Origin of the sequence: Nocardia arthritidis (genome assembly GCF_011801145.1) — a bacterium.
Taxonomy (GTDB): domain Bacteria; phylum Actinomycetota; class Actinomycetes; order Mycobacteriales; family Mycobacteriaceae; genus Nocardia; species Nocardia arthritidis_A.
This window is the reverse complement of record NZ_CP046172.1, coordinates 8,639,651-8,662,018: the sequence shown is the minus strand read 5'-3', so window position 1 is coordinate 8,662,018 and position 22,368 is coordinate 8,639,651. Positions and strand designations below refer to the sequence as shown.

General features: G+C 67.0%; 26 protein-coding genes. 12 read left to right on the top strand and 14 right to left on the bottom strand.

Annotated elements, in window-relative coordinates; translation table 11 throughout:
• Positions 1–170: 170 nt before the first annotated feature.
• Complete coding sequence (locus F5544_RS39240) at positions 171–569, bottom strand: hypothetical protein (protein ID WP_167477834.1); 399 nt, start codon at positions 567–569, stop codon at positions 171–173.
• Between the two features lie 46 nt (positions 570–615).
• Positions 616–1,422, bottom strand: a complete 807-nt coding sequence (locus F5544_RS39235; RefSeq protein WP_238846894.1) for an alpha/beta fold hydrolase — start codon at positions 1,420–1,422, stop codon at positions 616–618.
• Between the two features lie 253 nt (positions 1,423–1,675).
• On the opposite strand from F5544_RS39235, the gene F5544_RS39230 reads away from it, so the two are divergent.
• The 3 genes from F5544_RS39230 to F5544_RS39220 all read left to right on the top strand — a co-directional run bounded on the left by F5544_RS39230 (position 1,676) and on the right by F5544_RS39220 (position 3,894).
• Positions 1,676–2,401, top strand: a complete 726-nt coding sequence (locus F5544_RS39230) for a GbsR/MarR family transcriptional regulator (protein ID WP_167479793.1) — start codon at positions 1,676–1,678, stop codon at positions 2,399–2,401.
• A gap of 526 nt (positions 2,402–2,927) precedes the next feature.
• Complete coding sequence (locus F5544_RS39225) at positions 2,928–3,239, top strand: hypothetical protein (RefSeq protein WP_167477833.1); 312 nt, start codon at positions 2,928–2,930, stop codon at positions 3,237–3,239.
• Positions 3,208–3,894 carry an aquaporin gene (locus tag F5544_RS39220; RefSeq protein WP_167477832.1) on the top strand — a complete coding sequence of 229 codons (687 nt, stop codon included), beginning with the start codon at positions 3,208–3,210 and terminating at the stop codon, positions 3,892–3,894. The genes F5544_RS39225 and F5544_RS39220 overlap by 32 nt, the downstream gene beginning before the upstream one ends.
• A gap of 88 nt (positions 3,895–3,982) precedes the next feature.
• On the opposite strand, the gene F5544_RS39215 is transcribed toward F5544_RS39220, so the two are convergent.
• The 3 genes from F5544_RS39215 to F5544_RS39205 form a co-directional block, all read right to left on the bottom strand.
• A complete protein-coding gene (locus F5544_RS39215; protein WP_167477831.1) occupies positions 3,983–5,203 on the bottom strand; it encodes an acetyl-CoA C-acetyltransferase in 1,221 nt (406 codons plus the stop codon).
• Positions 5,204–5,299: 96 nt separating this feature from the next.
• The gene (locus F5544_RS39210) at positions 5,300–6,178 is read right to left on the bottom strand and encodes an SGNH/GDSL hydrolase family protein (protein WP_167477830.1); all 879 of its coding nucleotides are present in this window, start codon (positions 6,176–6,178) and stop codon (positions 5,300–5,302) included.
• 87 nt (positions 6,179–6,265) lie between these two features.
• The gene (locus F5544_RS39205; RefSeq protein ID WP_167477829.1) at positions 6,266–6,754 is read right to left on the bottom strand and encodes a hypothetical protein; all 489 of its coding nucleotides are present in this window, start codon (positions 6,752–6,754) and stop codon (positions 6,266–6,268) included.
• 104 nt (positions 6,755–6,858) lie between these two features.
• On the opposite strand from F5544_RS39205, the gene F5544_RS39200 reads away from it, so the two are divergent.
• Positions 6,859–8,247 carry a cystathionine beta-synthase gene (locus F5544_RS39200; RefSeq protein WP_167477828.1) on the top strand — a complete coding sequence of 463 codons (1,389 nt, stop codon included), beginning with the start codon at positions 6,859–6,861 and terminating at the stop codon, positions 8,245–8,247.
• 5 nt (positions 8,248–8,252) lie between these two features.
• Here F5544_RS39200 and F5544_RS39195 read toward each other — a convergent pair whose 3' ends face one another.
• Positions 8,253–8,648, bottom strand: a complete 396-nt coding sequence (locus F5544_RS39195) for an SgcJ/EcaC family oxidoreductase (RefSeq protein WP_203217448.1) — start codon at positions 8,646–8,648, stop codon at positions 8,253–8,255.
• Positions 8,649–8,784: 136 nt separating this feature from the next.
• Here F5544_RS39195 and F5544_RS39190 point away from each other — a divergent pair, with 136 nt between their 5' ends.
• Positions 8,785–9,597, top strand: a complete 813-nt coding sequence (locus F5544_RS39190) for an MBL fold metallo-hydrolase (protein WP_167477826.1) — start codon at positions 8,785–8,787, stop codon at positions 9,595–9,597.
• Between the two features lie 52 nt (positions 9,598–9,649).
• Here F5544_RS39190 and F5544_RS39185 read toward each other — a convergent pair whose 3' ends face one another.
• Positions 9,650–10,132 (bottom strand): hypothetical protein, encoded by a 483-nt coding sequence (locus tag F5544_RS39185; protein ID WP_167477825.1) that lies wholly within the window; start codon positions 10,130–10,132, stop codon positions 9,650–9,652.
• 143 nt (positions 10,133–10,275) lie between these two features.
• On the opposite strand from F5544_RS39185, the gene F5544_RS39180 reads away from it, so the two are divergent.
• Positions 10,276–10,725 carry a winged helix-turn-helix transcriptional regulator gene (locus F5544_RS39180; protein ID WP_167477824.1) on the top strand — a complete coding sequence of 150 codons (450 nt, stop codon included), beginning with the start codon at positions 10,276–10,278 and terminating at the stop codon, positions 10,723–10,725.
• 293 nt (positions 10,726–11,018) lie between these two features.
• Positions 11,019–12,128 carry an AbrB family transcriptional regulator gene (locus tag F5544_RS39175; protein WP_238846893.1) on the top strand — a complete coding sequence of 370 codons (1,110 nt, stop codon included), beginning with the start codon at positions 11,019–11,021 and terminating at the stop codon, positions 12,126–12,128.
• A 164-nt stretch (positions 12,129–12,292) separates the two neighbouring features.
• Here the strand turns inward: F5544_RS39175 and F5544_RS39170 are convergent, their stop codons facing one another.
• A complete protein-coding gene (locus F5544_RS39170) occupies positions 12,293–12,769 on the bottom strand; it encodes a hypothetical protein (RefSeq protein ID WP_167477822.1) in 477 nt (158 codons plus the stop codon).
• A gap of 52 nt (positions 12,770–12,821) precedes the next feature.
• A complete protein-coding gene (locus tag F5544_RS39165) occupies positions 12,822–14,069 on the bottom strand; it encodes a hypothetical protein (RefSeq protein ID WP_203217447.1) in 1,248 nt (415 codons plus the stop codon).
• 293 nt (positions 14,070–14,362) lie between these two features.
• Between F5544_RS39165 and F5544_RS39160 the strand changes: the two genes are divergently transcribed.
• Entirely contained in the window at positions 14,363–14,785 is a 423-nt protein-coding gene (locus F5544_RS39160) for a hypothetical protein (RefSeq protein ID WP_167477821.1), read from the top strand.
• Positions 14,786–14,984: 199 nt separating this feature from the next.
• Complete coding sequence (locus F5544_RS39155; protein ID WP_167477820.1) at positions 14,985–15,869, top strand: mechanosensitive ion channel family protein; 885 nt, start codon at positions 14,985–14,987, stop codon at positions 15,867–15,869.
• A 67-nt stretch (positions 15,870–15,936) separates the two neighbouring features.
• On the opposite strand, the gene F5544_RS39150 is transcribed toward F5544_RS39155, so the two are convergent.
• Both F5544_RS39150 and F5544_RS39145 read right to left on the bottom strand, forming a co-directional pair.
• Positions 15,937–16,293 (bottom strand): DUF6401 family natural product biosynthesis protein, encoded by a 357-nt coding sequence (locus tag F5544_RS39150; RefSeq protein ID WP_167477819.1) that lies wholly within the window; start codon positions 16,291–16,293, stop codon positions 15,937–15,939.
• Between the two features lie 103 nt (positions 16,294–16,396).
• Complete coding sequence (locus F5544_RS39145) at positions 16,397–17,572, bottom strand: acyl-CoA dehydrogenase family protein (RefSeq protein WP_167477818.1); 1,176 nt, start codon at positions 17,570–17,572, stop codon at positions 16,397–16,399.
• Between the two features lie 104 nt (positions 17,573–17,676).
• Here F5544_RS39145 and F5544_RS39140 point away from each other — a divergent pair, with 104 nt between their 5' ends.
• The gene (locus F5544_RS39140; protein WP_167477817.1) at positions 17,677–18,819 is read left to right on the top strand and encodes a cystathionine gamma-synthase; all 1,143 of its coding nucleotides are present in this window, start codon (positions 17,677–17,679) and stop codon (positions 18,817–18,819) included.
• A gap of 94 nt (positions 18,820–18,913) precedes the next feature.
• Here F5544_RS39140 and greA read toward each other — a convergent pair whose 3' ends face one another.
• Complete coding sequence (greA, locus tag F5544_RS39135; protein WP_167477816.1) at positions 18,914–19,408, bottom strand: transcription elongation factor GreA; 495 nt, start codon at positions 19,406–19,408, stop codon at positions 18,914–18,916.
• Positions 19,409–19,708: 300 nt separating this feature from the next.
• Positions 19,709–20,143, bottom strand: coding sequence for a DUF4307 domain-containing protein (locus F5544_RS39130; protein ID WP_167477815.1), 435 nt, complete (start codon positions 20,141–20,143; stop codon positions 19,709–19,711).
• A gap of 103 nt (positions 20,144–20,246) precedes the next feature.
• Here F5544_RS39130 and mca point away from each other — a divergent pair, with 103 nt between their 5' ends.
• Together mca and F5544_RS39120 are read left to right on the top strand one after the other, a co-directional pair.
• Positions 20,247–21,131 carry a mycothiol conjugate amidase Mca gene (mca, locus tag F5544_RS39125; protein WP_238846892.1) on the top strand — a complete coding sequence of 295 codons (885 nt, stop codon included), beginning with the start codon at positions 20,247–20,249 and terminating at the stop codon, positions 21,129–21,131.
• A complete protein-coding gene (locus tag F5544_RS39120) occupies positions 21,128–21,403 on the top strand; it encodes a hypothetical protein (protein ID WP_167477814.1) in 276 nt (91 codons plus the stop codon). The genes mca and F5544_RS39120 overlap by 4 nt, the downstream gene beginning before the upstream one ends.
• On the opposite strand, the gene F5544_RS39115 is transcribed toward F5544_RS39120, so the two are convergent.
• A complete protein-coding gene (locus F5544_RS39115; protein WP_167477813.1) occupies positions 21,400–22,254 on the bottom strand; it encodes a hypothetical protein in 855 nt (284 codons plus the stop codon). The genes F5544_RS39120 and F5544_RS39115 overlap by 4 nt on opposite strands.
• Positions 22,255–22,368: the final 114 nt, after the last annotated feature.

The following is a 22,368-nucleotide window of genomic DNA, read 5'->3' as shown; positions in this document are numbered from 1 at the left end:
CATTTACGCTGCTAGTAAGTGATGCTTACTACTGGTATAATGTAACACTGACTACTAGTAAGTAGCAACGCTTAATAGCTGAAGGGTTTCCCTTGGGGCAGAGCGCATTACCGTGTTACGGGGTCCGGTGTGGACCCCGTAACCTGCGGTATTCGGGCGTCGGCATGCGGTCACGCGGCATTGATGGCCGCGGTGATCTTCCTGGCCATCTCGGCCATGGTCGGACTCGGCGCGCCCTGGTGTAGCTGGGCGGCCTCGATGGCGACCGCGACGGTGCCGCGGAAGTTCTCGGCCTCTGCCGGAGCCTGCTTCCCGAGCAGGCTCATCGCCGCCGTCAGGGCTGGTAGCACCTGGTCGGCGAGTTCGGCTACCGACTTGCCCTTCAGGTCGACGCCCGTCGACTTCTCGGCGAGTACCCGCCCGACCAGGCCGGTGGCGGAGGTCAGGGCGATGGTGCCGTTGGTGGCGATCCGGTGGGGTTTGGCGCTGGCGGCGGCCAGCAGTGAGATGGCGCCGTATGCGGCGGTGCGCAGGGTGCGCTTGTCCTGGTCGGTGAGATTGATGGTCATGGCTGTTCTCCTCGAAAACTGTTGTAGTGCAGTTGGATTGGGTGATTTACCGGCTCGATGCCGCCGCTGTCTCGCGCACGGCCGCCGCGACGGCGCGGAAGTCCTTGCGCAGGATGTGCGAATGGTTGCTCGCGACCTTCGCGCTGACCTTCAGCTTCGGATTGGCCGCGAGCACCGGATCGAGTGAGGCCCGCGCCGCTTCCATCTCCTCCTCGCCGCCGCCGAGGTTGGAGCCGGTGGCGAGGACGTAGCGCATGGGGCAGGTCACCTGCTGGAGGATCGGTGTCATCGCGGCGGCGAGTTCGTTGATCTCGATATTGATTTCGGCGTGCTCGGCGGCGCTCATCCCCGCGGCCAAGCCGAGCGGGCGCGCCACCGGCAGCACAAAACGCATGCGGTGGAACAGTTTCCGGATTCGCTCCTGACCCTCCTCGCCGGTCAGGCCGTAGGGCATGGCGCCGTCGACGGCCACAACGCCCGCGGCGCGGTCCGGATTCTGTTGGGCCCAGTGCGCCGCGAGCGTCGCGCCGTACGACCAGCCGACCAGGATCGGTCGCTCGACGCCCCGGGCCGCGAGGACGGCGTCGATATCGCGCAGGCAGCCCGCGAACGAGTAGTCCGCCGACCGCTTCGACTTGCCGCGGGCGCGCTCGTCGTAGGTGATGTGCCGGTATTCGGGGCCGAGTTCGGCGACCACGGGCCGCCAATGTTTTTGATCGGCGTAGGAACCGTTCAGGTAGATGACGGGACGGCCCGTGCCACCGGTGTCGGTCACCGCGAGCGCCGTGTCCTCGACCGGCACCATGCCGGTCCACACCGCGGCCGCCGAGTTCGAAGTCGCTGCATTCCTCATCTGATCTCTCCTTGTCTCTGGTCGTTCGGCAATCGCTGAACGTCTACGAAAGTACATTGCGTTTAAAGAATCGTCAACATATGAGTTTGTGCAATGAGCCAGCTAGAACATGCTGAAACGACGACTTTGCAATGATCATGACAGTGAACGCAAAGTGCGTGCAGGCTCTCTGCTTTGCAATGAGCTCACGCTGAATGCATACTTGGCTGCGGATGGCGGCCATAAGGGCTGGTTGGAGAGGAGGCGGGTGCCGATGCCCGGAGGCAGGCTCACCGAGCAGGATCGCCGGGATATCGCGGCCGGGTTGGCCGAGGGGCTCGGGTACGCGGAAATCGGGCGACGCCTCGAGCGCCCGGCCTCGACGATCATGCGGGAGGTCACCCGCAACGGCGGACCCGATAACTACGGCGCAGACGGTGCGCACCGCGCCACCCGCGACCGCGCCCGCAGGCAGAAACAACCCCGCCCGCCCGCGCCGCCGATCGCCGAGGACAACTACGGTCGTGACCCGCACGCGGTGCGGGAGTTCGCCGAATCCTTCACCGACCTACTGGTGCAACAGGGGTTGCCCCGCATGGAGGCCCGGGTGCTGACCTGCCTCTACCTCACCGACTCCGGCGCGCTCACCGCCGCCGAACTGGTCGAACGCCTGCGCGTGAGCCCCGCCTCGGTCTCCAACGCCATCGCCTTCCTCGAACAACAGGGAATGCTGAACCGCGAACGACCCCCCGGTCAACGCCGCGAACGCTACGTCATCGACGACGAGATCTGGCTGCGCAGCCTGCTCGCCGGCATGCAGATGAACAACGCCCTGGCCGCCGCATCCCGCCGCGCCGCAGGCATTCTCGGCGCCACCACCCCCGCGGGCACCCGCTTCCAAACCTCCGCCGAACTCCTCGACCTCGTCAGCCAAGCCTTCCAAAACGCCATGGACCAATGGCGCGAGCGGTTGGCCGCCAACGACGCCGAGGGGCAGTGAATATCTCGAGCGTGCTGGTGCTGTTCGACCGTCGGACCGCTTCGATTGCCGAGCGGATCGAATTCTCCAGCGTGGTAACGCCATCCGGGTGACGGCCACTGTTCTGCGGGCATGATGGTAGCGAAAAGTTCACTGCTGTAGCGATTTTCGGTGAAGTGCCTGCGCATCGAGATGCTGGCCGAAGGCTGTGGACGCGTCATGCGCGGTCGGCGGTCACTGCGCCTTCGCGGCCCGATCCCAGGTTGAACCGAGCTGGCGGGCAATACGTTTCAAATGGCAGCAGGGGTTCATCGACCTACGCGGCCGAACCTGTGCGCGGATCATTATCGGTGGATGGATCAGTGATGATGGCGGACACGGTCGCCCATCCGGCGGGGCGTTCATCGCGACGTGTTACCTGCCCCTATCGGGCTGGTTGGAATTCCGCATGCCTGGCTGATTCGGTTATGCGGCATCGGGATTCGTTGTGTTTCGGCCCGGAGCTCGCTCGGCGGTCCGGTCGGGCGGGGAAACGAGGAGTCAGCATATGAATGATCGACCGCTCGATTCTCAGGTGGGCACTTGCCGATTCCCGATCGCGTACGACACCGCCTCCGGGGCGTTCTGGGTGTGCGGGCATACCCTGCCGAACCTCACCCGCGACGTTTCGGACTACTGCGAGGAGATCTGCCTCGATCCGGACGCCCGGCTGCGCAGGCACGACGGCGTCGCCGCGTCCCGGCGCGAATGGGAACTGCGCGTAGGCACCGCCGGACCGAATCCGGCGCCCAGCTCCGGAAGAACAGTTGGAAATTGGAGACCGAACAATGACTACCTCGACCTCGACGGCTCCGCGTAAGGCCATCGACGCACTCGATCGGGATACGGCGCGCAAGCTGATCGTCGAAGGGATCGGAACGTTCTTTCTCGTCTTCACCGTCGGATCGGCGGTGCACAGCGGGAATTCGTTGGCGCCGTTGGCGATCGGCGCGGTGCTGATGGTGATGGTCTACGCGGGCGGTCACATCTCCGGCGCACACTACAACCCGGCGGTGACCCTGGCGGCCCTGGTTCGCGGCCGGATCGGACCCCTTGTGGCAGTTGGCTATTGGATCGTGCAGGTGGTGGCCGGGCTGGTCGCGGCGGCCGTCGTCCGCATGATCATCGGTGCCGCGCAAAGTCATTCGCTGAGCCCGTCGGGTGGACAGCTGGCCGACGCGTTGGTCGCCGAGCTCCTGTTCACCTTCGCCCTCGCCTACGTCGTGCTGAATGTGGCCACCAGCGCCGCCCACCCGAACAACTCGTTCTACGGGCTGGCCATCGGCTTCACCGTGGCCGCGGGCGCGATTGCCGTCGGCGGAATCTCTGGGGCCGCTTTCAATCCCGCGGTACTTCTGGGCGGTATGGCGATGGGGATCTTCGGCCCGTCGACGCTGCTGTACCTGATCGTCGAGCTACTGGGCGCGGCCGCGGCCGGATTCGTGTTCCGGATGCTCAACCGCGCCGACGTATAACCAAAAGTTCAGTACTGCCGAGGATTTCGGTTGACCGGGGCCGAAATGCGTTGGCGGCCATGGTGCCGCCAACGCGACTCGGAACGACTCAGCTGAGCCGCTCGATGACCATCGCCATGCCCTGGCCGCCGCCGACGCACATGGTCTCCAGACCGAACTGCTTGTCGTGGGTCTGCAGGTTGTTGATCAGGGTGGTGGTGATGCGGGCGCCGGTCATGCCGAACGGGTGGCCGAGCGCGATGGCGCCGCCCGAGACGTTCAGCTTGTCCAGATCCATCTTCAGCTCACGGGCCGAGCCGAGCACCTGCACCGCGAAGGCCTCGTTGATCTCGTAGAGGTCGATATCGTCGATCGTCTTGCCCGCCAACGCGAGCGCGCGCCGCGACGCCTCGATCGGGCCGAGACCCATGATCTCCGGGGACAGCCCGGAGACGCCGGTGGAGATGATGCGGGCCAGCGGGGTGAGGCCGAGTTCCTTGGCCTTGGTGTCGCTCATGATGACGAGCGCGGCGGCGCCGTCGTTCAGCGGACACGCATTGCCCGCGGTGACCGTGCCGTCGGGCCGGAACACCGGCTTGAGCTGCGCGACCTTCTCGTAGGTGGTGCCGGGGCGCGGGCCGTCGTCGGTCGAGACGACGGTGCCGTCGGGCAGCGTCACCGGGGTGATCTCGCGCTCGAAGAAGCCGGCCTTGATCGCCTCCTCGGCGCGGTTCTGCGAGCGCACACCCCACTCGTCCTGTTCCTTGCGGCTGATGCCGGTGAACTGGGCGACGTTCTCGGCGGTCTGGCCCATGGCGATGTAGATATCGGGAACGATCCCGTCCTCGCGCGGGTCGTGCCACTGCGGGCCGCCGCCCTGCGCCGCGGTCGCGGTGCGCGCCTCGGCGTCGGCGAACAGCGGGTTCTTGGTGTTGGGCCAGCTGTCGGCGCTGCCGAACTGGTAGCGGGACACGGTTTCCACACCGGCCGAGATGAATACGTCGCCCTCGCCCGCCTTGATCGCGTGGAACGCCATCCTGGTGGACTGCAGCGAGGAGGCGCAGTAGCGGTGCACGGTGGTGCCGGGCACGAAGTCGTAACCCAACTGGACCGCGACCACGCGGCCGATATTGAAGCCGGATTCGCCCGCGGGCGAACCGCAGCCGAGGATCAGGTCATCGATCTGGGTGGGGTCGAGGGCGGGCACCTTGTCCAGCGCGGCGCGCACCATCTGCACCGTGAGATCGTCGGGCCGAATGCTCACCAGGGAACCTTTTGCGGCACGGCCGATCGGGGAACGCGCGGTCGAAACGATGACGGCCTCTGGCATGAGGACTCCTTTGTCGACGGTGGGTGGCCGCGCGGGTGCGGGCCGCCGTAACTCGCGAATGCTAGTTACTCGTGGGTATTGAACTCACCATCGAATCTACGTCGCGGCAGGCTGCGACGGAACAGCGGCGGCCCGCGAATCCCACTGTGCGAGCGCGCCGACCAGCACCGGGAGCAGATGCGCCGCCGCGAGCTCGTAGCCGGCGGCGGACGGGTGGAAGCCGTCGGCGGCGAAGAGCCGATCGGGTTCGGCCAGGAATTCGCGGCCGATGAGGCGCCCCATCTTCACCGGCTGTCCGCCCGCCGCGAGCGTCGCCGCGGTCTGCGCCCTGGCCAGCCGCACGCTCCAGCTGTGCACCACCGTGCGCAGCGGCTGCGGAATCGCGGTGACGGTACCGAGATCCGGGCAGGTGCCGACGACCACCACCGCGCCTGCCTGGCGCAGTCGTGCGACCGCGCTGCGCAACCGGCGCGCCGATTGCAGGACGGAATGCTTCTTGGTGATGTCGTTTGCGCCGATCAGGATCACCGCCACATCCGGCGGCGGGCCCGCGACGAACATCGCGTCGACCTGCCCGGACAGTCCCTTCGACGTGGCACCGGAAATCGCCTTGGTGCTCAAGCGAATTCGCTGCCCGGTGGCCTCGGCGAGCCCGCGCGCCAGGCGCACGCCCGGCACCTCCTCGGCGGTCAGGCAGCCGACGCCCGCCGCAGTCGAATCGCCGAAGATCATCATGTGCAGATCGGCGTGCAGGCCGATCCGCCACCGCTGCGGGGCGAGGCAGCCCGCCGTATAAATACCGTCGGCCTCCGGTGGTTTCGACGTGTCCTGTCCGATAACGCCGCGTGCGACACCGGCTTGTGACATGAGCAGTCGATAGGCGGCCCACGCACCGGTGCCTGCGCCGGATCCGGCGAGCACGGTCGCGGCACTCGTCACCGCAGCCGTGCGCCAACCAATGCGAGGTGCACCCATGGCCAGGAATTTTACGGAAAACCGCTGCGGCGTGCCGCTACTCGGCGCGGACCAACCGGAGCGGCCGGACTATGAACTCGGTCACCCCTATCGCGGGGCAGGGGGTGCGGGCGGCGGGCCGGGTACCTCGATGGAACCGTTCGCCGGGATGCTCGGCGCGTCCGTCGTGACGGTGAGTTCGACGTGCCCGGGACCGGTGTCCTGGAACAACGCGTACTGGAGGCTGCCGTAAATGCCGGTGACGACGTCGTTTTCGTAGACGCCCGTCGCGCCGGTACTGGTGTTGCGCCAGGAGACCCTGGTGGGAATCTCGCAGAGGGGCGCGAGTGGATAGTCGCCGGGCCCGATTCCGGAAACCGGATCCGCGCGGACGTTGATGATGGCGCGGCCGGGCCACGCGGGGCTGGTGTCGGCCCAGGTGCGAATGGTGGTCCAGCACAGTCCACCGTGCGCGAGGGTCGGGACCTGGGGCAATTGGACGGTCGCCGCTGCGGCATCGGCCCCGGAGCCGACCGCGGCGGCGACCGCGGATCCGGCCAGGACAGTGGCGGCGCAAACCAGATTCGGCAGCCTCATGTCCGGTGATCCTAAGCGGCGTGTCGAGGTTTGTCGGCGATCGATAGCAGGGGATGGTGTGGCGTGCGCCAACTCACATCGATATCTTCTGCAACGATGGGGGCATGCGCATCGCGGATCACGTCGTCGACCTTGTCGGTAATACGCCCCTGGTTCGGTTGAATTCGGTGGTGGAGCCCGAGGCCGGGCTGGTGGCGGCCAAGATCGAATACCTGAACCCGGGCGGGTCGTCCAAGGACCGGATCGCGGTGAAGATGGTCGACGCGGCCGAGAAATCCGGGCAGCTGCGGCCCGGCGGCACCATCGTCGAACCCACCTCCGGCAATACCGGTGTGGGGCTGGCGCTCGTCGCTCAGCGGCGCGGCTACAAATGCGTATTCGTCTGCCCCGACAAGGTTTCCGAGGACAAGCGCAACGTGCTGCGCGCGTACGGCGCCGAGGTCGTCGTCTGCCCGACCGCCGTGCCGCCGGACCACCCGGACAGCTACTACAGCGTCTCGGATCGACTGGTCCGCGAGATTCCCGGCGCGTGGAAGCCGGACCAGTACTCGAACCCGAACGGCCCGGATTCGCATTACGAGACCACCGGCCCGGAGATCTGGCGCGATACCGAGGGCAAGGTCACCCATTTCGTCGCGGGCGTCGGCACCGGTGGCACCATCACCGGCACCGGCCGCTACCTCAAGGAGGTTTCCGGCGGCAAGGTGAAGATCATCGGCGCGGATCCGGAGGGTTCGGTGTACTCCGGCGGCACCGGCCGCCCCTACCTGGTCGAGGGTGTCGGCGAGGATTTCTGGCCGTCCGCCTACGATCCGTCGATCCCGGACGAGATCATCGCGGTCTCCGATGCCGATTCCTTCGATATGACCCGCCGCCTGGCCCGCGAGGAGGGCCTGCTGGTCGGCGGTTCGTGCGGGATGGCCGTCGTCGCGGCCATCGAGGTGGCGCGGCGCGAGCCGGACGCGGTGATCGTGGTGCTGCTGCCGGACAGCGGCCGCGGCTACCTGTCCAAGATCTTCAACGACCAGTGGATGAGCTCGTACGGCTTCCTGCGCACCCGCCTCGACGGCAGCATCGCCGAACCGCTGGTCGGTGACGTGCTGCGCGGTAAGTCGGGCGCGCTGCCGGATCTGGTGCACACCCATCCGCAGGAGACGCTGCGCGACGCCATCGAAATCCTGCGCGAGTACGGCGTTTCGCAGATGCCGGTGGTCGGCGCCGAACCGCCGGTGATGGCCGGTGAGGTCGCGGGCAGCGTCTCCGAGCGCGACCTGCTTTCGGCCGTATTCGAGGGGCGCGCACACCTGACGGATTCGGTCGCCCAGCATATGAGCCCGTCGTTCCCGCTGATCGGCGCCGGCGAGCCGATTTCCGCCGCGACCAAGGCGCTGTCGGATACCGACGCGCTGATGGTCGTCGAGGACGGCAAGCCGGTCGGCGTGATCACCAGGCACGATCTGCTCGGCTTCCTGAGCACGGGCTCCATCGGCTAGCCGGATCAGTGATCCGCGACCGGGGTGTTCTGGCAGAAGGTGAGTAGCCAGCGGCCGTTTTCCTTGGTCATGCCGTACAGCGGGGATCCTTCCGATTGGAGTTCGCCGTCGTTGCTCCAATAACGTTGGCGCACTTTGACAACGGCCACGTCGGTGCGGATGAAGCGCACCAGGAACGGCTCATAGGTGGCGTAGCCGTCCTTCGTCGCACCAGGGAGGACGGTGCGGGTGAACGCGGCGATCTCGTCTCGCCCGTCGAGGAATTTGCCCGCGCCGGTGGTCCATATGGCGTCGGGGTGAAACAGTTCGATGAACGCGTCGGCGTCCTCGGCGCGCTGTGCCCTGTCGACGGCGGCGACAACGGCGTGGATGGCGTCCAGTTCGGCGGTTGCGGATGTCATGCCCGCCATCCTGCAACCTCGAGTATGGTTCAGGTCAACTGTCACGCCTCTCGAATTCGGCTACCGGCAAGCGCCTTGTCCAGCAAAGGCATTCAGGCGTAGAACGGGTCTTGGGTGTACGAGGAAGCGGGGAGCCATGTGGAAGATCTGCACGACCTGTGGGGTGGAGCACGACGCGGCGGCGGAGGTCTGCCGGATCTGTGCGGATGAGCGGCAGTGGGTGCCCGCCGAGGGGCAGCAGTGGACCACGTTGGCGGAGCTGGCCGCCACCGAACATCGGGTCGAGGTGCGGGAGTTGGAGCCCGATCTGTTCGGGTTGACGACCGCGCCGAATATCGGCATCGGGCAGCAGGCCCTGCTGGTGCGCACACCCGAAGGAAATCTGCTGTGGGATCCGACCGCCTACGTCGATGACGAGGCGGTGCGCCGGGTGCGCGAGCTCGGCGATGCCGTCGCCATCGTGGCGAGTCATCCGCATATGTACGGCGTGCAGGTGGCGTGGAGTCATGCGCTCGGCGGCGTTCCGGTGCTGGTGGCCGCGCCGGATATGGAGTGGGTCGCGCGGCCCGATCCGGTGATCCGGCCGTGGTCCGGACAGGTCGATCTGCTGCCCGGTGTGATCCTGCGTCAGGTGGGTGGTCATTTTCCCGGCAGCGCGGTCGTGCACTGGAGTGCCGGGGCGGGCGGGCGCGGCGTGCTGTTCAGCGCCGACACCATCAAGGCCAATCCGGACCGCGTGACGGTCAGCTTCCTGCGCAGTTATCCGAACCGGATCCCGCTGTCGGCCGCGGTGGTCGACCGCATCACGAAATCGGTGGAGGAATTCGAATTCGACCGCCTCTACGACAACTTCGGCATGACCATCGATACCGATGCCCGCGCCGCCGTCCGCCGCTCGGCCGATCGCCACATCGCTTGGGTGCGAGGCGATTTCGACCACCTCACCTGAATCGCCACTCCCGCGCAGGTAATAGCCTGTGCGAGAAGCTGATTGGTGTGACTCAGGGGGTCCGGCGCAGGACCGCGGTGATCGTTCCGGTCGGTCCGGCCGGTGCGGTGTAGTCGAGTGCGCCGTCGGGGCGCAGGTCGACGATTGTCGTCGCGCCGTCCGCGGCGCAGCCGGCGCCGCCGAGTAGACGGGCCGAGAAGGTGAGTTCGGTTTCGGTGACCAGGATGACCCGCTGGGCGTGCTCGCAGCGATTGCCGGACTGCCTGTCGACGGTCGATGTCGTCGCGATCTCCTCGGAGTTCTTGCCCGCGCCGATGGACATGGTGATGGCCGGACCGTTCACGGCATCGCCCTTCCATTGGCCCAGAAAGGCTTTCGGCACATTCCAGGTCGCGCCGACCGGGGTGGTGTCGACCGGGTGGCTCGCGACGGTGGTCGGGCTCGGCGATACGGATGCGTGATCCGCCGATTGGCAGCCCGTCAGCAGAACCGCGATGCCGAGACCGGTCGCCACTCGATGGATCATCGTCCCCATCAACGCAATATAGGCACGAAATGCGTACCGCCTCAGATGTTTTGCCGCGTGGGCACTAACAGATATCTGTCATTCGCCGACCATGAACGACAGGGGTCCGGTTCGCCACACGCCGATGCCGGTTTCGGGCATAGGATGACCGGATGCGCTACGCGGAACTCGCCGACTTTCCGTGCTCGATCACCCGGCCGCTGGTGATCTTCGGTGACCGTTGGACGCTGCTGATTTTGAAATTCGCTTTCGCGGGTGTGCGCCGGTTCAACGGCTTCCAGACCGCGCTCGGCATTTCCCGCGGCCGCCTGCAGGACCGGCTCGATCGGCTGGTCGAGCACGGCATCCTGGAGAAACGGCGGATCGATGGTGGCGCGTACGAGGAATACCGGCTCACGCGCAAGGGGCACGACATCTACCCCGTGCTGATGGCCATCAAGGACTGGGGCGACAGATATATGGCTCCGGATGGCCCGCCGGTGCACTACGCCCATCGCGATTGCTCTGGCGAGGCGCGTGTGCGACTCGAATGTGATTGCTGCGCAACGGAAATCACCGCGCGCGACGTTGTCCCGACGCCGGGTCCCGGCATCGGCGGCTGAACCGGAAACAATCCGATATTGCCGTCCGCGCATAGTTTGCCGGGCAGTACCAGCGCTGAAAACAATTGACACTAATGCGGTCCTAGATGAATCTGGCTACCACTACAACACCTTCCATGTGGAATTAGCTGTCGGTGTGTAAGGCCGCACTCGCGCGCACCGTTTGTCGCCCTCAGGCCGGAAAATGCGCAGAATCACACCTACTGTTAGCTGAGATAACGACCTCGTTACGGGATGTTCACTGAACTCTGCAAAGCTTTGTAAGCATGAACCGGTGGCAAATATTCGGCTGGATGGCACTCCTGATCGGCGTGCTCGCCGCCGCGGAATTGCTCGACCGGGTGCACTTTCCGGCCCCGCAGATGATCCTGGCCATGGTGGTCGGCGCCGTGCTCGCGCTGTCCGGGCGGCTGCCCGCGCCGATGCCTCGGCAGATTTCGGTGGGGGCTCAGGCGATGCTCGGCGTGCTGATGGGCAGCTACCTGGAGATCTCGCTGCTGTCATCGATCGGTCTGGCGGTCTTCCCGGTTTTGGCCGTCACCTTGGCGACCCTGGTGGTAAGTGTGCTCGTCGCTTGGGTTTTCGCGCGGGTGAGCGGCGTCGACCTGCCGACCGCGACCCTCGGCCTGCTCGCGGGCGGCTCCGCCGCGGTGGTGGCCTGCGCCGACGAAATGGACGCCGACCCGCGGCGGGTCGCCTTCATGCAGTACCTGCGCGTGGCCATGGTCGCGCTGAGTGCGCCCGCGCTGGCATCGATGCTCTCGCACGGCGATGGTCTCGCCGCGAACGCCCGATCGGTCACCGCATCGGTCACCAATCCCGATCTGCCGCACTGGATGCTCTTCGGCCGCGGCGACCAGGTGGCGGGTCTATCGATCGCGGTGATGCTGTGCGTGGCGGGCATCTGGCTCGGCCGTCGGCTCAATATGCCCAGCCCGGCGCTGATCGGACCGATGCTGATCACCGCGCTGCTGACCGCGCTCGGCGTCACCCACGGCTACGCCCCGACCAACCTGCTGAAGGATCTGCTGTTCGTCATCATCGGATTCGAGGTCGGCACCCGGTTCACCAGGGGTGTCGTCATCGAGATGGCACGGATGATCCCGGGGATGACGCTGACCATCGTCGCGCTCTCCGGCGCGGTGGCCGCGCTGGCCTTCACCGTCGCGCTGTTCGTCGATCTGGAGCTGTCCGATATCTACCTGGCCACCACGCCGGGCGGTATCAATGCCGTACTCGCGACCGCCGAATCGATGAACGCGAACCTGCCGCTGATCACCAGCGTGCAGAGTCTGCGGCTGCTGCTCATGGTGTTCGCGCTGCCGGTGCTGCTGCGGCTGTTCCGCTATCTGAGCGATCGGCGCGCGGTCCGGGAGCGCCCGCGCGAACTCGTCGCGCACTAAGGGCCTATCTCATAAGTCCCTGGCGGCGCCTTCGGGGTCCAGATCGCCGCCTGGCCGCGTTGTCGTCGTCGCCGATACAACCCCGGTATCGGCTCCTCCTCCGCCTTGCCAGGCGACGATCTGAACCCCGAATGCATCCACCGTGACTTATGAGACAGGCCCAATCAGTCGCGGGTCGCGCCGCCGGGCCAGATCACGGTGACGGGCAGCCCGCGCCGCCGGGCCGCGGCGACCACGTCGGCCGTGCCGCCGACACCGCGCGCCGGTGCGCCGTCCCAGACCGCGAGCAGCTCATCGGCCTCGTCGAGCATCCGCAGACCGGCGGCCAGGTGCGCCTCGGCATTCGACTCGTCGCGGTCCAGCTCGATGACTTTTATTGCCGCCGAGAGTAATTCGTCGTATACCCGATGATGCTCGACGGGTAGGGCGGCGCGGTAGGTCCGGGCGGGCACCACCGCGATCAGCCTGCCGCCGTAGTCGAGCACCGCCCTGGCGAACAGCGAATCCGGGCCGTCCGCAAGACAACTCACGCCGACGAGGTCGGCGGCCCGCCGCAGCACCGCACCGCGCAGCATGCGGTCGACCAGCGCGGTGGTGTCCGCGGGCAGACCTCTATGCCCGGTGATGGCGACGCGCGTCACGGCCGTGCCGCCGATCCGCGGGCGGAAACCATATCGATGGTCACCGCGGAGCTCACGGTTCGTCGGGCCGGTACAGCGTCGCCAGCGCCTCGTCCAGCGGACGTGCCTCCGCGGTCTTACCGGGCAGGCTGGCCCGGAAATCCCTGGCCAGCCTGGTGATTCGCTCGCTGTGGAAGGCGAGGCCGATGGTCAGCGACTGTGCGGCCAGCGCGCAGCCCGCCTCGATATCGCCGCTGCGTGCCAGCACATAGGCGTGCTCCACCTGGACCAGCGCCCGCGGTTTCTCGGCGAGCAGGGCGGGCGCCGCGGCGGCGAACGCGACCTTCGCGGCCCGATGGTCGCCGAGCCTGGCGAGCGTACTGGCTTGATACCGTGCGGCTTTCGTCCCGTCGAAGGCGAATACCCACGGCCACTGCGGTTCGCCGTGCTGGCGTTCCGCGAGTCGCTCGGCCCGCTGCAGCGCGGCCAGCGCGCCGTTGCGATCCCCGGTGGACGCGTGGGCGACGGCGAGCAGCGAGGCCAACCACGCGCTCGCGCTGTCCGGCGCATCGGCGCCGAGTTGTGCTGCGGCCCTGTGCAATAGCGTCAGCCCGGCGCGCCCGTCACCGGTTTCCACCGCGTAGTGACCGAGGCTGGCGGTCATATAGGAGACCAGCAGCGGATGATGGGTGCGCTCGGCGTAGCGGATGGCCTCGATGTAGTGGCGGCGCGCCATCGCGTCATCGCCCCGGTCGGCCGCCAACCACGCTGCCAGACCGGCGATTTCGGATAGGGTGCGGAAGCCGTTGGAGGTGCGCAGCCGATCGCGGACCACACCCGCCACCAGATTCAGGTGCGCCTCCACCGCGGGCGCCAGCCGGTCCGACGCCACCGAGGACTCCATCCTGCGGAAGTGCGTCGTGGGCCCGCCCAGGGTTTCGATCAACTCGGCCTCGGTCGGGGCCGCGTTGGAAAGCGCTGCGCCCGTACCGATCACGAGCGCACCCTGGATGAATTGTTTGCGGTTCACGTCCTCGTCATCCGTGGACTGCCGGTGCCGGACGAAGCCCAGCTCGGCATCCGTCGCGACATTCAGGACCGCACGCAATGCGGCGCGATAGTGCTTCCTCGGCCACGTCGTCTCGCCTCGCTCCCATTTGCCGACATGCCGCTCGTCGACGGCACCAGGTTTGTTGGTCACCCGGAAAACGTGGTCGTTGACGGCGTCGGCCAATTCTCGGCGAGTCATCGGACGGCCCGGCGATCCGGGCGACTCCACTCGCGATCTAGCCTCGATGAGCAGCTCATTCCGACCGGTCACGACGCGTCCTCGCTGGGCTCGGCCGCGCCGTGACCGCTGGTGCTGCGCCTATTGGTGCCCTCGCTGCGCTCGGTCACGTCGCGTCCTCGCTGGGCTCGGCCGCGCCGTGACCGGTTGCGCTATGCCTATGATTCGCTCGCCGCGCTCGGTCACGAGTGCGGGCCTCTCTTCTGGACCCATCGCCAGAATAGATGCTCGCCGGTTGCGCTGGACCGGTCCGACCACCATTTGCCCAGTATTTTCCCCGCCGCACGCCATCGCACTCGGCCGCGATGACGACGAACCTTGACTGCGTGCCACCAGCGCCAGTATCGCCCGCCGAGCGGACGGCCGGAACACCAACAGCAATCGGCATTCTGCGCCAAGACATTTCGGGCAGGCACCGGCGACGGGACGAGCGCATCGTCGAATGGCTCGCGCAGCGGTGGGGCTACGAACTGCCCGCGCTGCTCATCGTCGACGACACCGAGCTCGCCCCGACGCTGCTGCTGATCGAGCACATTCGCGCCGCCGCGGCGGACGCCGTCATCGCGCCGGACCGCGAGCACATCTGGCCCGCCCGGCGCGCCGTCACCGAACTGTGCGATCTGATCCTGGCCGGCTCCGAGAAAACCTGGCCCCGCGGATACCACTGGCCGCCCTTCGGCTACGCCGAGGACGAGCTGACGGTCGCGCGCCCGCGCGGACTGACCACCGGCTACCGCATTCTCGGCTGACCGTCCCGCATTCGCTTCCGAGCACTATCAGCAATTTGGCAAATGCTGCGCAACTTTGTCATATAAGTGCTTGCATAGGGGTATAACCGCCGAGTGAGTGAGCTTATGAGCGAACCATGAGCAATATCGCTCCGCGAACGGTTCCGTGAGCTCGCCTCGGCAAATGCCATGGCGTAATCGGATAGCGAAGGGAAGGGATATGCACACCTCCAGTTTGGCTATCGATTTCCAGCGGGGGATGTCGGACGCGTGGAGCTCGGTGGCCACGTTCGTCCCCAAGCTGGCCGGATTCCTGGTCATCATGCTCGCCGGTTGGATCATCGCCAGGGTGGTCGCGGCCGTCGTGCGCCGAGTGCTCGACCGGGTCGGCTTCGACCGGTTGGTGGAGCGGGGCGGGATACGGCAGCTGCTCTCGCGCAGCCGGTACGACGCCTCCGATCTGCTGGCGAAGCTGGCGTACTACGCGATTCTGCTGATCGCGCTGCAGCTCGGCTTCGGCGTCTTCGGGCCGAACCCGGTGAGTTCGATGCTCAACGGCATCGTCGCCTGGCTGCCGCGGGCCGCGGTCGCGATCGTCGTCGTGGTGATCGCGGGCGCCATCGCGCACGCGGTGCGCGAGATGGTCACCAATATGCTCGGCGGCCTGTCCTACGGTGCGATGCTCGGGCGGATCGCCTCGGTGTTCATCTGGGGCGTCGGCATCGTCGCCGCGCTGAACCAGGTCGGTGTCGCGACCTCGGTGACCATGCCGATCCTGATCACGGTGCTCGCGACGATCGGCGGCATCCTGATCGTCGGCATCGGCGGCGGCATGATCAGCCCGATGCAGCAGCGCTGGGAGAGCTGGCTGAGCGGCTTGGAGCAGGAGATGCCCGAGGTGAAGGGGCACGCCGAGGCGTATCGGCGGGGCCGCGAGGATGTCGCGCGCGAGCAGCTGTGGATGGATCAGCAGGCGACCCGCGGCCAGCAGTGGCAGGAGCCGATGACCAGCAGCGGTTTCGCGCAGGGCGGGCAGTACGGCCAGGGCCAGCAGTATGCGCAGGGCGGGTATCAGCAGTACGGTAACCCGCAGGAAAGGCGCTGAGCGCCAAGGTAATACGTAAAATGCCCGCCGCACCGCGAATTACGGTGCGGCGGGCGCTTTTTCGATATCAGGCGGCCTGCCGGGCGGCGTGCAGGCAGACGCCCGCCAGCCGCAACTGCAACCAGTCGGCCTCCGCCCACTCGTCGAGATCGCTTGGCGCGCGGCCCATTCCGGTGCCGGTGCGGGCCTCGTCGAGCAGGCCGCGGACGTAACCGGCCAGCAGCACGCCCGCCGGAACCTTCGCCGAATCCGGAACGCCGACGTCGAGGATGTCGCGCACCGCGGCGGCGTGCTGGTCGAGCCGGGCGAGCAGTGCGGGCATTTGCGCGGCGGCGGCCAGCGCGGGCACCCCGTGCGTGCGGTGCAGGCGGGTCAAAATGCGATGCGCCGACACTTCGAGCAACGCGGGGCCGAGCAAAAACATCCGCCCATGCTAGCAATCGCACAGAATTTATGAAACTGTGACGTTTAGCCGACCCCGCCACCGCTAATCGCGCCCAGTCGGGCACCTCTTGGCAAATTACCGGTCAGCGGAAGGCGTTCGCATCGGTGAGCGCCTTTCCGAGCACCAGTTGATGCACCTCCGCGGTGCCCTCGTAGGTGAGCACCGACTCGAGGTTGTTCGCGTGCCGCAGCACCGGATAGTCCAGCGTGATGCCGTTCGCGCCCAGGATGGTGCGGCATTCCCTGGCGATCGCGATGGCCTCCCTGGTGCTGTTCAGCTTGCCCGCGCTCACCTGCTCCGGCCGGATCCGGTGCGCGTCCTTCAACCGGCCCAGATGCACCGCCAGCAGCTGACCCTTGCCGAATTCCAGCGCCATATCGGCCAGCTTGGCCTGGGTCAGCTGGTAGGCCGCCAGCGGCTTGTCGAAAACCTCACGGGTGCGGGCGTATTCGATGGTGGCGGCCAGGCAGTCGCGGGCCGCGCCGAGCGCGCCGAAGATGATGCCGAACCGCGCCTCGCTCAGGCAGGACAGCGGGGCGTTGAGCCCGCGCGATTCGGGCAGCACGGCATCGGCGGGCAGCCGGACGTCGTCCAGGTCCAGCTCCGCCGTGATGGAGGCGCGCAGCGACAGCTTGTGATGCATCTCGCGGGCGGCGAAGCCGGGCGTGCCCGCGGGCACCAGGAAGCCGCGGATCACCTGTTTGCCCTCGTCCTCGGTCTGCGCCCACACCACCGCGACATCGGCCACCGACCCGTTGGTGATCCACATCTTCGATCCGTTGAGCACCCAGTCGGCACCGTCGCGCTTGGCCCTGGTCCGCATGCCGCCCGGGTTGGAACCGAAATCCGGCTCGGTCAGCCCGAAACAGCCGATCGCCCGCCCGGCCGCCATCTCCGGCAGCCACCGCTGCTTCTGCTCCTCGGAACCGAATTTGTGGATCGCGGTCATGGCCAGCGAACCCTGCACCGAAACCATGCTGCGCACACCGGAATCGACCGCCTCGAGCTCCTGGCAGGCCAGGCCGTACATGGTCGCCGACATTCCGGCGCATCCGTAACCGTCCAGGTGCATGCCGAGCAGGCCGAGCCTGCCGAGTTCGGGCGCGAGTTCACGGGCCGGGAAGGTGCCCGCCTCGAACCACTCCGCGATATGCGGGCGCAACCGCTGCGCCGCGAAGGCCGCGACGGTGTCACGGATCTCGCGTTCGTCGTCGGACAGCAGGGAATCGATCGCGAACAGTTCTTCCACAGTCACCATGGGCCCAGCCTATTCGGGGTTCTCCCGCGGCCCTGGCGAATGCTGGGATCAATCACAGCCGGGTGACCGGTTGCCCAGAAGTGGCTTACAACTACGCTGGGCACATGAGTGAGCTGGGATTCTCCACACGGGCCGTGCACGCCGGATTCGATCCCGATCCGCAGACCGGCGCCGTGAACGTGCCCATCTACGCGAGCTCGACATTCGCCCAGGACGGAGTCGGCGGGCTGCGCGGCGGATTCGAGTACGCCAGGACCGGAAACCCGACGAGGGCGGCGCTGGAGGCGAACCTCGCGGCGCTCGAATCGGGCAGCTACGGAAGGGCTTTCGCATCCGGTATGGCCGCCACCGACTGTGCGCTGCGCGCCATCCTGCGCCCCGGCGATCACATCGTCATCCCGGACGACGCGTACGGCGGCACCTTCCGGCTGATCGACAAGGTGTTCAGCCAGTGGGGCATCGAACATTCGCCCGCGCACATCTTCAACACCGACGAGGTGCGCGCCGCGATCCGCCCGAACACCAAGCTGATCTGGATCGAGACCCCGACCAACCCGCTGCTCAGCATCGGTGACATTCCGGCGCTCGCCGAGATCGCGCACGCGGGCGGTGCGAAGCTGGTGGTCGACAACACCTTCGCCACCCCCTACCTGCAGCAGCCGCTGCTGCTCGGCGCCGATATCGTCGTCCACTCGACCACCAAATACCTCGGCGGGCATTCCGATGTGGTCGGCGGCGCGCTGATCACCAACGACAAGGATCTGGACGCCGCATTCGCCTTCCTGCAGAACGGCGCGGGCGCGGTGCCGGGACCGTTCGACGCCTACCTGACCATGCGCGGCGCGAAGACCCTGGCCCTGCGCATGGAACGGCACTGCGACAACGCCGAGAAGCTGGCCGAATTCCTGAGCAGTCATCCGAAGATCAGCCAGGTGATCTACCCGGGCCTGCCGGAACATCCCGGGCACCTGCTCGCGGATAAGCAGATGCGTCGCTACGGCGGGATGATCTCGGTGCGCCTGCACGGCGGCCGCGACGCCGCGCACGACTTCTGCTCGCGCACCAGGATTTTCACGCTGGCCGAATCGCTCGGCGGCATCGAATCGCTGATCGAGCATCCGGCCGCGATGACGCATGCGTCCACCGCGGGTTCGCAGCTGGAGGTGCCGGTGGATCTGGTGCGCCTCTCGGTCGGCATCGAGGACGGGTCCGATCTGCTCGCCGATATCGAGCAGGCGCTGGGCTGAGAACATGACGAAGCGGCCGCACCTGGGTATTGGGCGCGGCCGCTCGTATCGTCCGGGGAGTTGCCGGCCGAGGAGAAGCGCTCGGCCGCGGGGATCAGCTGTGGTAGGGCTCGGCGCTGATCAGCGTGACCTTCATGGTCTTACCGCTGGGCAGGGTGTATTCGCGGGTCTCGCCGACCTTGGCATCGATGAGCGCGCCACCGAGCGGCGAGGCGGGCGAGTAGGTCTCCAGCTTGGAGTCGCTCAGGCCCTCTTCGCGGGTGGCGATGAGGAAGGTTTCGGTATCGGATTCGTCGCCGTCGTAGTAGACCTTCACGACGGAGCCGGGGAGTGCGACACCGGACTTGGTCGGGGCGACGCCGACCTTCGCGTTGTTCAGCAGTTCCTGCAGCTGGCGAATGCGCGCCTCCTGCTGGCCCTGCTCCTCGCGCGCGGCGTGGTAGCCGCCGTTCTCCTTGAGGTCGCCCTCTTCCCGGCGCTCGTTGATTTCCGCGGCGATGACCGGACGATTGGCGATGAGCGCGTCGAGTTCGCTCTTGAGCCTGTCGTGCGACTCCGGGGTCAGCCAGGTCACTTGCGTCTCAGTCATCTCGATCACTCCCTAGTAGTTGTTCCCGGCAGTGCCGGGTTCCCTGATAACCGCTGCAGTACCCACCAGGAGCGCAGGCACGCACCAGTCGACGGCTAGAGCGATCCTGGGAAGTTCGTCGAACCCCGACAGGCCTGTGCTCCGGGCTGACGCGCACTCCCGGAACTGACAGCGCTGGCCGTCAATGCAGCAAACACGGCTCCGAACTTCGGAACCGTGTGTGACGCCATTTTAGCATGAATTGGAAACATGCAGGTCGGGGTTTGTTTTCCCGATGTTCGCTACGGCAAAAGGTGCGAATCACCCGGCCCGGAGGTAGCCCGGGACATGGCTGGAACAGCCGTAGATATTGCCCGCCGACGGCCGCGCCGAGGCCTTCACGACGGTGGTCAGTTCGACCGTGCCACTGCTCGACGGCTCGATCAGCACCTCGCGCCTGCCAACCTCCGAACCGTCGCGAGACATCGCGCGCACCCAGCACACGACGGGCTGCTCCGGATTCTTGCGCGTCACCTTGAGGTGGACGGTGATCGTCGAATCGTCGTCGACGACGTAGCCGAGCTGTTCCGGATCGATATCCGACGGACCGAAGTTCTGGTAGTACGCATAGGCGACGCCGAAACCCCCCAGGAGCACGATTACGCCGAGTACCAGCGGAATCCAACGGCGCCGCGCCCGGGGTTTGATCCCGTACCGGTCGGCGCGCAGATCGGTACCGCCGGCGGATTCGGTCATGACGGCTCGCTCCCGGGGGGTACGTCGGAACAAAAACAGGTCGAATGGAACTATAGGGAACGAAGACCAGACACCCGCGACCGAGAGCGATGGTGAACGAGACGTGAGTGGCCTTCGCCTCATGGCGGTGCATGCCCACCCAGACGACGAATCCAGTAAGGGTGCCGCGACCACCGCCCGTTATGCCGACGAGGGACACGAGGTCCTGATTGTCACGCTGACCGGCGGCGAGCGCGGCAGCATCCTGAACCCGGCCATGGACACGCCCGGCGTGCTGGAGCGCATCCAGGAGATCCGGCGTGAGGAGATGGCCGAGGCGGCCCGCGCGCTCGGGGTGCGCCAGCACTGGCTCGGCTTCGTCGATTCCGGTCTGCCGGAGGGGGATCCGCCGCCGCCACTACCCGAGGGCTGCTTCGCGCTGGTTCCGCTGGAGGAGGCCACCGAGGCGCTGGTCCGCGTCGTGCGCGAGTTCAAGCCGCATGTGATCACCACCTACGACGAGAACGGCGGCTATCCGCACCCGGACCACATCAGGTGCCACGAGGTGTCGATGGCGGCATTCGAGGCGGCGGGCGATCCCACCCGCTTCCCCGACGCCGGCGAGCCGTGGACGCCGCTGAAGCTCTACTACGACCACGGGTTCACGCTGGCCAGGCTCGACACCTTCGCCGCCGAGTACGAGCGGATCGGCGAGCCGTACCCGCTGCAGGAGTGGCTGGACCGGATGCGCCAGTTCCGCTCAGGGCGCCCGGACGGGATGAGCCGGGTGACCACCCGGATCGAATGCGCCAAGTACTTCCCGCAGCGTGACGACGCCCTGCGCGCGCACGCCACCCAAATCGACCCGAACGGCGTGTTCTTCGCGATTCCGATGGAGATGCAGCAGCGGCTGTGGCCCACCGAGGAATTCGAGCTCGCCAAATCCCGGGTCGAGACGTCCCTCCCGGAGACCGACCTCTTCGCCGGCATAGAGGACGACATCAAATGATCATGGTGGTGCTGGCGCAGACGCCCGCCAACCCGACCGGCCCGGAGTTCGGCAAGGCATCGCCGATCGCGCTGGTGATCATCCTGATCCTGCTCGCGGGCACCGTACTGCTGATCCGGTCGATGAACCGGCATATCAAGAAGCTGCCCGCGACCTTCGAGCCGGAGCATCCCGAGCCGGATCAGGAGGCCGACGAGGGCACCGAACACGGGGTCGCCCGGCGCGAATCGGAGAACGGGGCCGACTCCGATCACCCCGCCGGAACGGGTTAGTTCCGCAGCGCGCGGGCCAGTGCGTCCTCGGCCGGGATCGGGGTGGACGGTTCGATCACCTCGGCCTCGTACCGGTGCAGCCGCGGATAGCGCTCGCCGGATTCCCGCAGCGTCCAGTCGTGCCGGGTGCGCGCGGTGCTCGGCCGGTCGCTCGCATCGATGCCCACCCACTCGAAATCCATGGTGACGCGGTAGTTTTCCGGATCCGCGAGGTCGATCCGCAGGTCGGCCGGATGGTGGGCGCCGAGTTCCGCCGTTGTGCGCGTGGCGATCTCGTCGAGGCGCGGTGTGAGCTCGTCCGCGATCAGCTCGCGCAGCGGCGCCGCGGACGCGGCGGGTTCCTCGAGCAGCGACAACCAGTAGTGGACGAAGGAGCGGACGCGGTTTTCGCCGTACCCGTCGACGAACGGCGTGTCGTCGGTGCCGAGGATCGTCTCGGTGAGCCGGTGGAAGCGGGGGAGTCGTTCGGCCGGATCCTGAACCAGATCGATTTCGTAGCGCATCCGGATCGTTCCGGTCAGCTGTGGGCCGATGGTCTCGAAATCGTGGGTGACGGTCGCGTGCGACATATCCGGTGCGAGTTCGAGCCCGCGCAGGTGGTGTGCGTTGCGTTGACCGATGTACGCGGTGGTCAGGCTGTCGAGGTAGGCCGCGCGGCCGGTGACGGTGCGCACCGGGAACTGCGGGGGACGAACGATGGTGAAATCGTCGGTCACCAACTCGCCCTGGTATTCCCGGGGCATGGCCGGCGCGTCGTAGCCGGCGTACCAGCGGTGTAGCACGGTGCGCAGGCGGTGCCGGAACGGGCTGCGGCGCAGCACCTCACGCAGTTCCTCGGTGGCGTCTGGCATGGGAACCAGCCTATGGGTGCTCGCGCGCGGGGTCGCGGTGTTCAGGGGAGATGACGGGTGACCGATGTCACGTCAGCGGGCGGTTACCTTTGCTCGTCCTGCCTCGTCATGGAA